Origin of the sequence: Mariniflexile gromovii, assembly GCF_017814435.1 — a bacterium.
Classification (GTDB): Bacteria; Bacteroidota; Bacteroidia; order Flavobacteriales; family Flavobacteriaceae; genus Mariniflexile; species Mariniflexile gromovii.
Window position 1 is genome coordinate 54,083 of sequence record NZ_JAGJCB010000005.1, and the last position, 14,656, is coordinate 68,738.

The window sequence follows — 14,656 nt, forward strand, 5'->3', positions numbered from 1 at the left end:
TTACAATTTTAAAATTAAAAATTCCGATTTTAAAGGCTCTAAATTTTCTATAAGTTCAGCGATAAGCGATTCGCCGTACTCCAAATAAAACTCAGAAAAATTGGTATTGCGCTCTTGCAAACTTTGGTTTGGGAACAATTCGTTTTGTAAATCGGTCATTCTTAAAACCTGGTCTGATAGTTTTCTTTTTTGGGCTTTAAGGAGCCTTTTTTCTAAAGCATCCAAACCTTTTAACTGCTTCACTTCCTGCGCTTTTACAGCACCCAAAAATGATTTATCGGTTTGTTCTGCCAATTCATATAAAGCTTCAAATTGATATTTTAAATGTTGCTTTTGTTCTGTAAAATCAATGTCTATATTAGAAATCTCCCTTACTTTTTTATTGATGAAGGCAGGACGCTTTAGAAAAATATCTTCGTTTGAAATGTTTAACTTTTGAAGTTTTTCAGCTTGATTTTCAGATTGTATCAATACTGAATTTCTTAATAACAACACAGGAAATGGCACGTTTACCTGATTGAAATATGATTTTAATTGAAACCAATATGCCAACTCGCCACCACCGCCTATGTAGCATAAATTAGGTAAAATAACTTCTTGATACAACGGCCGCATGATAACATTAGGCGAAAACCTCTGCGGGTGCTCTAAGAGCACTTTTAGCAGCTCACTCTTGCTCCAAGTTATATTAGTATTGACGGCTTTGTAAACACCTTCTTCAAAAACAATGCGTTCTCTTAAATTTTCGGTTATATAGAACAAATTAATTTCCCGAGGGTTTACTTGAATGCCATAAGGTTGATTTGTTAATTCGTTTATTTGTTTATTTGTTTCTGATACCTTTTTAAAAGAGGTTTGGTTAAGCAATTCATCTTCCATAAAGGGTATGAATTGTTTTTTTAATGCGGCATCATTGGCATCTATAATCACCAAACCGTACGCTTTAAACAATTCATTAGCTAAAAAACGTGTGGCATCGGCTAAATTATCATGGTTTAGATAGGCGTCCTCAAAAAGTGTTTTTAAATAAGTGGCATTTTTAGTAGTGCCCAATTCCAAAGAAAATTGATTGAAAACAGCTTCTAAACCATCAGTAGATAATTCCCCCACGGCGCCACTGGCATTTTTGTTCCAATGCACTTTTTTCCCTTTGAAGTTGAAATAGTTTATCTCTTCAAAATCGTGGTCTTCGGTTGCCATCCAATAAATAGGTACGAAATTATAATTAGGGTATGTGCTTTTTAATTCCCTTGAAAGATTGATAGCCGATACAATTTTATAAAGAAAATAAAGTGGCCCCGTAAATAGGTTTAATTGATGCCCTGTTGTAATGGTAAATGTATTTTCTGAATTTAAACTTTCAATATTATTTAAGGTAGCTTCAGAAGTTTCGATGCTTTGGTATTGCTTTTTTAAAGTTTCAACTAAAACAGTTCTAGACTGCGCTCGAACCGACAAGGCTTTCTCTTCAATCTGCGTTTTAAAATTTTCAAGCTTAGGGAATCGGTTATAAAAAGGCTGTAATTCCGGTTTTTCATCTAAATAATCACAAATAAGTGAAGAAAAATATCCTGTTTTTTTAAATGAAATACAATCGGCTGGCATATAAATAGTGAGATTTAAAGTGTAAATATACAGTTATTCTGTTTTTTGAAATCCAAAAAATACGTTAAGAATTTAGACCCATCCATAATATCAATTATTTGCATTGCCATACAGATGGAGATGTGATACAAGTCCTTCTAAATTTAAAAAATCATCCTTAAGCTTTCATTAACAGTAATTTAACTCAATAATTTATCATTTAAAAAGCACAACCAAAGGTTTTTTTTTGTATTTTAATGCTAACTAAACCTTTAGTTATCAATACATCATGAAAAAGAAATGCTTTATACTGTTTATGCTTAACTGCCTCCTTTTTTTTAATGGCATGCAGTACATTATTGCGCAAACCTCAACAGGATTTATTGAAATTAAGGGGAAAATTGTAGATAATAGTTCAAACGATGCCTTGGTGTTTGCCGATATCATTATTAAAGATTCAAACATTAGTACCATAACCAATTCTGATGGTGAGTTTGCACTAAAAATACCAGATTCTCTTGCATCTAGATTGATAACATTTTCCTATTTGGGATACCAAAAAAAGGAAATGAAAATTTCAGAATTAAATGGGAATTCAAAAATCAAACTGTTTCCTGCTGTTACCGAATTGAGCGAGGTTGAAGTTAAAACCTTTAGAGATGCTGAAACCCTATTACGGGAAACTCTAAAAAACAGAAGCAACGTCTATAACAACGCCAATGCTTTAATGACGGCTTTTTACCGTGAAATCATTAAAAAAAGAAGAAAAAATGCTTCTTTATCGGAAGCTGTAGTGCAAATACACAAGCAACCCTATAGCAATTTTAAAAACGACGCTATTGAGCTTATTAAAGCTAGAAAAAGTACCGATTATAACCGGTTAGATACCTTGGCTGTAAAACTTCAAGGTGGGCCGTTTTCCAATTTATACACCGATATTATAAAATACCCTGAATACATTTTTTCAAATGAAAACATCGACTTATATAATTTTAGCTTTGGCGAATCAACACAAGTAAACAACAAGCCCGTATATGTTGTCAATTTTAAACAAAAACCAGGCATTAAAGAACCTTTTTATTATGGTAAACTTTATATAGATGCTGAAACTTTGGCCTTAACCAATGCCGTTTTTAGATTGAATGTTGAAAATAAGGAACTTTCTAGCCAAATGTACATTCGGAAAAAACCAAGAAGAGTTGATGTATATCCTACCGAAGCTACTTACCGCATAAATTACCGTACCCAAAACGGGAAGTGGCACTATGCCTACAGTAATATTTTACTCACTTTTAAAGTGAATTGGAAGGGTAAATTATTCAATAGCGTGTATACGTTAAATAGTGAAATGGCCATTACCGATTGGCATATTAGCAACCCCAATTTAATTAAAACCAAAGAAAACATGCTAAAACCAACTACTATTTTAGCAGATGAAACCTCAGGGTTTAAAGACCCCGCTTTTTGGGGCGAATACAACATTATAGAACCCGAAAAATCTATTGAAGCAGCTATAGAAAAGATTAAAAAACAATTAAATAAAACTTCAAATATTTAGTAGCAAATCTTAATAGTGCGTATAAATTTTAATTAATTTTACATACTAAATTTTTATATTGTGATAGATTTTTTGCTTTCCAGCGATGCCATAATGGCGCTTTTAACACTTACGTTTTTAGAGATTATTTTGGGGATAGATAACATTGTTTTCATATCCATTGCCGCGAATAAACTGCCCGAACATCAACAATCGAAAGCAACTACCATTGGTTTGGTTTTGGCTATGATACAGCGTATTATTCTGTTGTTTTTCGTTACGTTTTTAATTGGTTTAAAAGAACCGTTTTATTCTATTGAACTGTCGTGGATCCATATGGCTGTAAGTTGGCAGGCCATTATTTTATTTGGTGGTGGCTTGTTTTTAATTTATAAAAGCACTTCAGAAATTCATGAAAAAGTAGAATTACCAAACCATGATGAAAATGCTGTAAAAGGAAAAAAAATAAAAAGTTTATCGCAGGCCATTGTGCAAATTATGTTAATCGATTTTATTTTCTCTATCGATTCTATTTTGACTGCCGTAGGAATGACCAATGGTTTGCACCCTAACCATAATTACAATTTGGTGTTAATGATTATTGCCGTAGTTATTTCCATCATTGTGATGATAGGTTTTGCAAACCCCATACGCCGTTTTATTAACGAGCACCCCAGTATGCAACTGTTAGGTTTAGCCTTTTTAATTTTAATAGGGTTTATGTTAATTACTGAAGCAGCACATTTATCACACACCAAGTTATTTGGCAATGAGGTAGGCGCCATACCAAAAGGCTATTTATATTTTGCTATTGCGTTTTCGCTTTTTGTAGAGTTTTTGAATTTTAGAATTCAGAAGAGGAATAAGAAACGTACTGAATCGTAATATTGTGTCTGGTTGAGTGCAATCGAAACCTCAAGTGGCGAATATCAACATAAAGTTCTCGACTGCGCTCGAACAGACCATGGTGAGTGTTTTTAAAACACCTCCTTTTATGATTTTAAGACCTAATAATTTCTATTGCCTTTGTAAATACGGTATAAATAGTAAGCTATTAAAGCTAACAGGACAATTATGATAAGTCTGAAAATCATAGAATAAGCTTATTAAAATAACTTGGTTTGGCCTTTATCATCTGGCTCATCATCATCACTTTCAGAATCTGAATCCTTATTGTTTTGATTAGCATCATCCTCTGTATTTTCATCAGAATCTGGATTAACATCTTCTTCATCAACAACCTCCAAATCATCGGCATGCACTTCTTCAGGAGCTTCATAAGGCAACGGATCCAATAAACTGATTTGATTTACCTTTTCTTTAGTTAACTGGTTTCCTAAAGCGGTAATTCCTTTTACAGCAATAAACTCTTCTAAGTTTACAACTAAATTATCTTTTCTGTCTTTACCACGTTCCTTAGTAAACTCAACTTCTGCCATTGGAATCCAATCGGTTGAAACAATTTCCAAATGCGATTTATCATGAGACGTTATAAAACATTCTTCCTTATTTTCATTTTCAATTAAGAAGCGTTTTACGAAATATTTCTCTTTTTCACCATCATAATATATAGCAGAAATAGGCTTTTTAGGAATCCATTTTTCCATCACTATCATATCGCTATCAAAATGCGTTGTCACTTCTGGTATAATGGTTTTTGCAATCCCTTTTTGATTGATGATAAGAATGCGGTCTTCACCTCTAAACTCACCCAACAATTCGCCTCTACCATCTACATTTAGCCTTTGAACAGTATCATCAAACCAAATTTTACGAGGTTTTAAGGTTGAAATACCTTTCTCTTTCAGCTCTACTTTTTTAACAGGGTATTTGGTAACCAAGTTTCCTTTGGAGTTTCTGCCTTTTATTAAAATATCGGCAAAATCGATATCCCATTTCAGTTTTTTAATACTTCCTGCTTGACGAAGCAAAATGCTAACAACCTCAGCTTCCCCATTCGGGTTTGCTGAAAAATACAATACCGTAGAACCTTTGTTTCCGTTGGTTAAATCGTATTCTTTATCGCGGGTAATTCCGGTAACCGAAAAGCGTTTTATGTAAGACGGGCCACTTTTACCATCGCGATAAATCATATTATAAATAGTACGGCTGTCCTTTTTATCAAACACTTCTACGTTAATAATATCTTTACCTACAAAGGTTTTGGCATCTACTTTGGTAACCATCATTTTACCATCTTTGGTAAATACAATAATGTCGTCTATATCGCTACAATCGCAAACATATTCGTCTTTGCGTAACGAGGTTCCAACAAAACCTTCTTCCCTATTTACGTAAAGTTTTGTGTTTCGAATAACAACTTTGGTAGCATCTACATCATCAAAGGTGCGGATTTCTGTTTTGCGTTCTCTACCTGCGCCATATTCTTTTTTAAGCCTTGTAAAATAGGCAATGGCATAGTCAATAAGATTTGCTAAATGATGTTTTATTTCGGCTATTTGATCTTCTAAAGCTTCAATTTTCTGTTGCGCTTTATCAATATCAAATTTTGAAATACGCTTGATTCTTATTTCGGTTAATCGTTCAATATCTTCAACCGTGATAGCGCGCTTTAAATGTTTGATATGAGGTTTTAATCCTTTATCGATTGCATTTATAACGCCCTCCCAAGTTTCTTCTTCCTCAATGTCACGATAAATACGGTTTTCTATAAAAATACGTTCCAATGAAGCGAAATGCCATTGTTCTTCCAGCTCATCAAGCTTAATTTCCAAATCACTTTTTAGAAGTTGTACGGTATTATCGGTAGAGCGGCGCAACATTTCTGTAACACCAACAAACAGCGGTTTATTATCTTCAATAACGCAACCTAACGGTGAAATGGACGACTCGCAACTGGTGAATGCATACAACGCATCAATGGTTTTATCAGGCGATAAACCAGACGGAAGGTGAATTAAAATTTCAACCTCAGCGGCCGTATTATCTTCAATTTTTTTAATCTTGATTTTACCTTTATCATTCGCCTTAAGAATGGAATCTATTAGCGACGATGTGGTAGTTCCAAAAGGAATTTCGGTAATAACCAAGGTGTTTTTATCTAACTGCGATATTTTGGCACGTACACGAACACGTCCACCTCTTAAACCATCATTGTAGTTGGAAAAATCGGCAATACCTGCTGTTGGAAAATCGGGTAAAATGGTGAAGCGTTTTCCTTGTAAATGTTTGATGGAAGCATCGATTAACTCAACAAAATTATGCGGTAATATTTTTGTTGAAAGTCCAACCGCAATACCTTCGCCACCTTGCGCCAACAACAACGGAAACATGACCGGTAAATTAACCGGTTCTTTTCTTCTCCCATCGTATGAAGCTTGCCATTCGGTTATTTTAGGGTTGTAAACAACATCCAAAGCGAATTTAGATAAGCGTGCTTCAATATAACGCGATGCGGCGGCGCTATCGCCAGTTAAAATGTTCCCCCAGTTTCCTTGGGTATCAATCAATAAATCTTTCTGACCAATTTGCACCATGGCATCGGCAATACTGGCATCTCCATGTGGATGGTATTGCATGGTATGCCCCACTATATTGGCTACTTTGTTGTAACGCCCATCATCTAAATCTTTCATAGAATGCATGATACGGCGTTGTACGGGTTTAAAACCGTCTTCAATAGCGGGAACAGCACGTTCTAAAATAACGTACGATGCGTAATCCAAAAACCAATCTTTATACATGCCCGTTACACGGGTAATGGTTTCTTTTGGCTCGTCCTGGTCGTTAATTAAATCGCTATCTTCTTCTATCATTCATTGATTTTATTTTCTTGGCTTTCCACTAAGTGTGGTTCTTTTATGTCCAGCAGCTCTTTTAATACTTAAATTTCTATTAAACGAGGTTACGAAATCGTAAATATTTTTTCTTGTTTCTGGTTTTTCTTTATTATATAACATCTTTTTTTAATTTAATTATCTTTTATAATATCTAGTTCTACTTTTAAATTATCTATGATAAACTCTTGTCTGGTTGGTGTATTTTTCCCCATGTAAAAGGATAATAAATCTTCAATGGACATATTATCATCTAGCATCACAGGGTCCAATCTAATATTCTCCCCTATAAAATGCACAAATTCATCGGGTGATATTTCACCAAGTCCCTTAAATCGGGTTATCTCTGGTTTTGGTTTAAGTTTTTCAATGGCATTTAGGCGCTCTTCTTCTGAATAACAATAAATGGTTTCCTTTTTGTTTCTTACACGGAAAAGAGGCGTTTGTAAAATGTACAAATGCCCTTCTTTTATCACTTCTGGGAAGAATTGCAGAAAGAAAGTTATTAATAACAATCGGATATGCATCCCATCCACATCGGCATCGGTTGCAATTACCACATTGTTATAACGTAAGTCCTCTAAAGATTCTTCAATATTTAAAGCCGCTTGCAATAGGTTGAATTCTTCGTTTTCGTAAACGATTTTCTTGCTTAAGCCATAACAATTCAAAGGTTTTCCTTTTAAACTGAAAACGGCCTGGGTATTTACATCGCGAGATTTTGTGATGCTTCCTGAAGCGGAATCTCCCTCGGTTATAAACAAGGTAGATTCTAAATTTCGCTCATTTTTAGTATCGCCAAAATGCACTCTACAATCGCGCAATTTTTTATTATGAAGACTCGCCGATTTTGCACGGTCTTTTGCCAGTTTCCTAATTCCAGAAAGTTCTTTACGCTCGCGTTCAGCCTGCAATATTTTACGTTGAATTTTCTCAGCCGTTTCTGGATTTTTGTGTAAATAGTTATCTAAATAGGTTTTTAGAAAATCGTTTATATAGGTTCTTACGGTTGGCAAATCGCCACCCATATCGGTAGAACCCAACTTCGTTTTGGTTTGACTTTCAAAAACAGGTTCCATTACTTTAATGGCAATGGCACTTACTACCGATTTTCTAACATCGGAAGCATCATAGTTTTTACCGTAAAATTCGCGAATGGTTTTTACCAAAGCCTCACGAAACGCGTTTAAGTGCGTACCACCTTGCGTAGTATTTTGCCCGTTTACAAACGAATGGTACTCCTCGCTGTATTGTGTTTTACTATGCGTAATGGCAACCTCAATATCATCACCTCTAAGATGGATTATTGGATAGGCACGATCACCTTCATTTATGTTTTCAGATAATAAATCTTTAAGTCCATGCTCGCTATAATATTTTTCACCATTAAAAACGATGGTTAAACCTGGGTTTAGGTACACATAGTTTTTAAGCATTTTAACGATGTACTCGTTTCTATATTTATAATTTTTGAAAATAGTATCATCGGGAACAAAAGATACTTTCGTTCCTTTTCGGCGAGACGTATCGTCTAATAAATCTTGATTGATTAAATTACCTTGCTCAAATTCTGCGGAAGCGGATTTATTATCACGATTAGATTCTACTCTAAAAAACGATGACAAGGCATTTACCGCTTTGGTACCAACCCCGTTTAAACCAACCGATTTTTTAAAAGCTTTGGAATCGTACTTTCCACCGGTATTCATTTTAGAAACCACATCTACCACTTTCCCTAAAGGAATACCACGACCATAATCTCGAACCGTTACTTTACTGCCTTGAATTGAAATTTCGATGGTTTTACCAGCTCCCATTACGTACTCGTCAATGGAGTTGTCCAAAACCTCTTTCAGTAGGATATAAATACCGTCATCGGGCGAAGAACCATCACCCAATTTACCAATATACATCCCTGGACGCATACGGATATGCTCTTTCCAGTCTAATGAACGTATATTATCTTCGGTATAATTGGTTAATTCAGCCATAGATTAGGGTAAAATTTAGTGATTGGATGCTAATATAATACAACCATATAAAAAAAGAAACTGCTAGGATACAAAATAATTAACAATGGTCTTTTAATAAGTCAAAATTACGTTTTTTGTTGCAATAAAGAGACCGAATGTATTTTAAAATTATATTAAGTTATTGCTTTTTTAAAGATACCAATAAGATACCAAAAATTACCACCAAAGCACCAAATAATTGCAATAAGGTAAGTACCTCATTTAAAAATATACCCGCTAAAATGATGGTTGAAATGGGTCCGAAACCTGCGATAACCGCAAAATTTGAAGAATTGATACGGTGAATCGATTCAGACACCAAAAAAGATGGTATTACAGTAGCAAAAATAGCAATTAGAAAACCTAACAAATACACTTCCCAGGGCAATCCAAAAATGTCAACTTTAGAAAACACCCCAAAATGAATAAACACACAAACACAGGAAACCAACATGGCATACGCCGTAAATTTAACCACCCCAAATTTTGGGATAAGCCAACCACTACCTACCAAATAAGCTGCATAAGTTATGGCACAAAGCAAAATAAAAAACCCACCCAAATACGTATCAGTACCAGAAATAGCAACTTCACCCCAAAACGTAATTACAATACCTACATAGGTTAAAAATATTGCCAACGCTTGTGTAGAATTTATTGGTTTTTTAAGAAACAGCTTATTAAATATAATGATGATGGTTGGATACAAAAACAAGATGATACGCTCTAAACTTGCCTTAATGTATTGAAGCCCAACAAAATCAAAATAACTGGATAAATAATAGCCTACCAAACCAAAAAATACCACCCAATAATAATCGGTTTTCACAATAACATTCTGGTTATCTTTTCTGCTATAAATAATGGCTGTAACCAAATAGAACGGAAACGAAAACAGCATACGCAATAATAATAAACTTAACGCATCCACTTGATATTGATACGCCAACTTCACCATAACGGCCTTTGACGAAAATAGAACAATGCCTAAAATACCTATTAAAATACCGGAAATAAATTTCTTTTTATTTTGCATTAGGCTAATATAAACGATGAGAAATCTTCAAGGGATTTATGTAGTAAAAAATTACAATGTTCAAGCGAAAAAACTAGATAGATTCAGCTTGTTCTTTTAAATATGTATTTCTAGTTAACAAAAGATTTTTCATATATCTCTTCAAAAACAAAACGTTTGCTATTTTTCCTAAAAAACCCAATGGAGATTCAAAATGGAATCTATCAATCATGATGGTTTTATCTCCTTTCTTTTGAAAGATATGCTCATGCCGAAACGATTTAAAAATACCAAGAACCATTTCATCCACAAAGCAATTAGGAGCATCAAATTCAGTTATTTTCGAGGTTAAATGCTGCACAAAACCAAAATGTTTGGCTTCCCAACTTACCCACTCACCTTTTTCCAATAATCCTGTTGTTTTTCCTGCTATGGGCATTTCACCCGTATGCTTCAACGATTCTTTATGTAAGTCAATATTTCTAGCTAAATCGAAGCATGTTTTTAAGTCGGCGTTTATTTGGGTTTGGATTTCTATTAAAGCCATAAATTATTATCCAATTATATTTACTGTCTCTATTTTTTATATATAGACCGCAAAAACAAAAAAAGTCACTAATAAAATAATTCTTATTTGAAAATATTTAAACGTTGAACAAGAAATGCATCACATCGCCATCCTTAACAATGTAATTCTTTCCTTCAACACGCATTTTGCCTGCTTCTTTTACTTTGGCTTCACTTCCAAAAGACACATAATCATCATAACCAATAACTTCCGCTCTAATAAATCCTTTTTCAAAATCGGTATGGATAACACCTGCTGCTTGTGGCGCCGTAGCACCAATATCTATAGTCCAAGCACGTACTTCTTTCACACCTGCGGTAAAATAGGTTTGTTGTTTTAAAAGTTTGTAAGCTGAACGGATTAATTTAGCAGAACCCGCTTCATCCAACCCTATGTCTTGTAAAAATAGTTGACGCTCTTCATAATCGTCCAACTCGTTAATATCGGCTTCCGTTCCTACAGCTAAAAAAAGGACTTCAGCATTTTCATCTTTAACGGCTTCTTTCACCAATTCAACATATTTATTACCGGAAACAGCAGAGGCTTCATCTACATTACACACATACATTACCGGTTTTTCAGTAATAAACTGCGATGGTTTTACGAAATCTTCATAATCATCTTCCGAAAATTCCAAAGCACGAACTGATACTCCTGCTTCCAAACTAGCTTTTATTTTTAATAAAACAGCCTCTTCTTTTTGAGCCTCTTTATTTCCCGTTTTAGCGGCACGTTTTACTTTTTCAAGTTTTTTATCAACCGTTTCAAGGTCTTTAAGCTGCAATTCCATATCGATGGTTTCCTTATCACGAATGGGGTTTACATTACCATCAACATGAACAATATTATCGTTATCAAAACAACGTAATACGTGTAGAATAGCATCCGTTTCACGAATGTTTGCCAAAAACTGGTTGCCCAAACCTTCTCCTTTACTAGCACCTTTTACCAAGCCTGCAATATCAACAATCTCTACAGTTGCTGGTTGTACACGTAAAGGGTTTACTAACTCCGTTAATTTTTCTAAACGTTTGTCCGGCACATTTACCACACCAATATTAGGCTCGATAGTACAAAACGGAAAGTTTGCACTTTGTGCTTTGGCGTTTGATAAACAATTAAATAAGGTCGATTTTCCTACGTTTGGCAATCCTACTATACCTGCTTTCATTGAAAATTAATTTAATTTACTTCCGTATAAACGGAAATCGTATTTTAAGGCTGCAAAGATATACTATATTAAGAGTAATTGACAATTAAATTGAAAATTTGCTTTGAACCCTTAGTTTTAACGTGTAGTAATCTGTTCTTCAGGATTTAACTTTTAAATAATTCCATTAAAATTAATTAGCGTATTTTAATATATTAGCAATACTAATTCAAAAAAACTAATCAATTATGAAACACATTTACATTATAATGCTCACTTTATTTAGCATTAATTTATCCCTTGCTCAAAATGTTACTGGGGTAATTTCTGATGCTTCAGGCATGCCTTTAGCGGGTGTTAATATTTTGGAAAAAGGCACAACAAACGGAGTTGTGTCAGATTTTGAAGGAAATTTTTCAATAAAAGCAAGCGGTAATGCTACCCTCGTTTTTAGTTACGTTGGATACAACACTAAAGAAGTAGCCGTAAACAACCAGACCAAACTCAAAATTATATTAGAAGAAGGTGTTAGTCTTAGCGAAGTGCTTTTAGTAGGTTCTCGTAGCCCGAAAAGAACTGCTACAGACACAGCCGTACCCGTTGATATATTAGATGTTGCAGGTATAGCTTCTACAACTGGCAAAGTGGAAGTAAATGAAATTTTACAGTATGCAGCCCCATCATTTAATGCCAGTAAGCAGTCGGGGTCCGATGGTGCAGACCACATTGTCCCTGCTTCTTTAAGAGGCTTAGGTCCAGATCAAACCCTTGTTTTAATTAATGGCAAACGTAGACATCAATCTTCTTTAGTAAATATTTTTGGTACAAGAGGACGTGGAAATTCAGGAACCGACCTTAATGCCATTCCTTCAAATGCCATTAAAAGAATTGAAGTTTTAAGAGATGGTGCTTCAGCACAATATGGCTCCGATGCCATTGCTGGGGTAATAAATATTGTTTTAAAAGATAATACAGACGGTTTTACTGGCGGTGTAACTTATGGCGCCTACAGTACAGCCATTGGTGATGGTTGGGAAGATGCCACTGGCGAAACACTTTATAATGTTGAAGGCAAAAATAGACTTGACGGTAAAAACAAAAGATTTGATGGTGAAACGGTAAAAATAGATGCCAATTACGGGGTTGCTTTAACCGACAAAGGTGGCTATATAAATTTTACCACCGAATTTTTAACTAGAGAGAACACTTTAAGACCCGGTTTTTCGTGGAGAAAAGGATATGGTAGCGCAGGTGTTGACGGATTTAATTTTATGATTAACACTTCAGTTCCGGTAACCGACAATACGGAAGTATATGCCTTTGGTGGTAGAAATTATAGAGATACTAATGCAAATGCATTTTCAAGAGATAGTTTTTCAGATGGTGATAATAGATCGGTACCTAGTTTATATCCTAATGGATTTACTCCTAGAATTACATCAAACATAACGGATGTTTCGGTATCTGCAGGTGTTAGACATAAAATGGATGATGGTTGGAATGTAGATTTTAATAATACTTATGGTAAAAACAATTTCCACTACTATATCAAAGGAAGTAACAATGCCTCAATGAAAGATGCTTCACCAACTGATTTTGATGCTGGTGGACATTATCTTTCGCAAAACACTACGGGCTTAGATTTCAATAAATATTTAGACGATGTTGCTGCTGGGTTAAGTTTAGCTTTTGGTTTTGAGTATAGAACTGAAAACTTTGGAATATTTTCCGGTGAAGCGCCTTCTTATGGATTATATGATAATAACTGCGTTTTATTAACAAATCCTGCTACTCAAACCGTTGCTACAGATTCAAATGGTGATGACTTACCTGGTGGTTCACAAGGATTCCCTGGATACAGTCCTGCAAATGAAGTGGATAGAGGCAGAACTAATTATGGAATCTATTTTGATACCGAATTAAATATAAGTGAATCCTTCATGCTTGCTGCAGCTGTACGTTATGAAAACTATAGCGATTTTGGAAGCACAATCAATGGAAAATTAGCAACTAGATTAAAAATTACAGACGATTTAAGTTTAAGAGGTTCTATTTCTTCAGGGTTTAGAGCACCTTCCTTAGCGCAATTGTATTACAACCTTATATTTAATAATATCGTTGCCGGTACTTCGGTTCCTTCTCTTTTATCGGCAAATAACAGTACGGTAACCAAAGCTTTTGGCATTGGGCAATTAAATGAAGAAAAAGCTTTTAACGCTAGTATTGGGTTTACCTATAAAACTGGCGGATTTACTGCCACCATTGATGCCTACTCAATTTCAGTGGATGACCGTATTATATTAACCGACAACTTTACAGACCAAGCTATTTTAGGCCCTTTAAATGTAGATGCCGCACAATTTTTTGCAAACGGTGTGGATACCAGAACTACCGGCGTTGATATTGTTTTAGGATACGACACCAATATTGGAACAGATGGCAAACTAAAAGTTGCTTTAATTGGAAATACAAACAATTTAAAAATTAAAAGAATAAATAATGGAAATTTAAATGAGTTCACTTTTTTCGGACCATTCTCACAAGCTTATTTAAAAGCGGCGGCACCAGATTACAAATTTGGTCTTAACTTAGGCTATTCAATTTCTAAGTTTGATGCCAACATGACCTTAACACAGTTTAGTGATGTGACGCTTCAAGATTTTCAATGGGTAGACACACCTGCTACAACTCAAGCTGAAGCTGATGCATTATTTCCTGTGGCGACCGATGTTTATAAAGCATCTATGGTTGTCGATTTAAGCTTAGGTTACATGATAACCGAAAAAGTAAAATTCAGCTTAGGAGCTAATAACTTATTTAATAAATACCCAACACCACAGTTTGATGGATGGACAGACCAAGGCGGTTTAGCCGATTCTGTTCAAATGGGATCCGATGGAACTTATGTTTTTGGAAGGTTAAACTTTAGTTTATAGTAAATCCAATTGCTAACAAAAAAAAACCGAACTTTACTAAAGTTCGGTTTTTTTGTT

At 34.7% G+C, this 14,656-nt stretch carries 10 protein-coding genes; 3 read left to right on the forward strand and 7 right to left on the reverse strand.

The features are described from left to right. Entirely contained in the window at window positions 1-1,605 is a 1,605-nt protein-coding gene (bshC, locus tag J8H85_RS07290; RefSeq protein WP_209654042.1) for a bacillithiol biosynthesis cysteine-adding enzyme BshC, read from the reverse strand. Window positions 1,606-1,930: 325 nt separating this feature from the next. Between bshC and J8H85_RS07295 the strand changes: the two genes are divergently transcribed. Continuing rightward, window positions 1,931-3,142 carry a carboxypeptidase-like regulatory domain-containing protein gene (locus J8H85_RS07295; protein ID WP_245243753.1) on the forward strand — a complete coding sequence of 404 codons (1,212 nt, stop codon included), beginning with the start codon at window positions 1,931-1,933 and terminating at the stop codon, window positions 3,140-3,142. 60 nt (window positions 3,143-3,202) lie between these two features. Beyond that, window positions 3,203-4,006 carry a TerC family protein gene (locus J8H85_RS07300; protein WP_209654045.1) on the forward strand — a complete coding sequence of 268 codons (804 nt, stop codon included), beginning with the start codon at window positions 3,203-3,205 and terminating at the stop codon, window positions 4,004-4,006. 221 nt (window positions 4,007-4,227) lie between these two features. On the opposite strand, the gene J8H85_RS07305 is transcribed toward J8H85_RS07300, so the two are convergent. The 6 genes from J8H85_RS07305 to ychF form a co-directional block, all read right to left on the reverse strand. Beyond that, window positions 4,228-6,897, reverse strand: a complete 2,670-nt coding sequence (locus J8H85_RS07305; RefSeq protein WP_209654047.1) for a DNA gyrase/topoisomerase IV subunit A — start codon at window positions 6,895-6,897, stop codon at window positions 4,228-4,230. A gap of 9 nt (window positions 6,898-6,906) precedes the next feature. Then, window positions 6,907-7,041, reverse strand: coding sequence for a hypothetical protein (locus J8H85_RS19035; RefSeq protein WP_262897536.1), 135 nt, complete (start codon window positions 7,039-7,041; stop codon window positions 6,907-6,909). Window positions 7,042-7,052: 11 nt separating this feature from the next. Continuing rightward, on the reverse strand, window positions 7,053-8,909 hold the full coding sequence (locus J8H85_RS07310; protein WP_209654049.1) for a DNA topoisomerase IV subunit B: 1,857 nt from the start codon (window positions 8,907-8,909) through the stop codon (window positions 7,053-7,055). Window positions 8,910-9,069: 160 nt separating this feature from the next. Continuing rightward, on the reverse strand, window positions 9,070-9,966 hold the full coding sequence (locus J8H85_RS07315; protein ID WP_209654051.1) for a DMT family transporter: 897 nt from the start codon (window positions 9,964-9,966) through the stop codon (window positions 9,070-9,072). 73 nt (window positions 9,967-10,039) lie between these two features. Then, entirely contained in the window at window positions 10,040-10,492 is a 453-nt protein-coding gene (locus J8H85_RS07320; protein ID WP_209654052.1) for an SRPBCC family protein, read from the reverse strand. 97 nt (window positions 10,493-10,589) lie between these two features. Then, window positions 10,590-11,684 carry a redox-regulated ATPase YchF gene (gene ychF, locus J8H85_RS07325; protein WP_209654054.1) on the reverse strand — a complete coding sequence of 365 codons (1,095 nt, stop codon included), beginning with the start codon at window positions 11,682-11,684 and terminating at the stop codon, window positions 10,590-10,592. Between the two features lie 227 nt (window positions 11,685-11,911). Here ychF and J8H85_RS07330 point away from each other — a divergent pair, with 227 nt between their 5' ends. Continuing rightward, window positions 11,912-14,599, forward strand: coding sequence for a TonB-dependent receptor (locus J8H85_RS07330; protein ID WP_209654056.1), 2,688 nt, complete (start codon window positions 11,912-11,914; stop codon window positions 14,597-14,599). The last annotated feature ends 57 nt before the right edge of the window (window positions 14,600-14,656 follow it).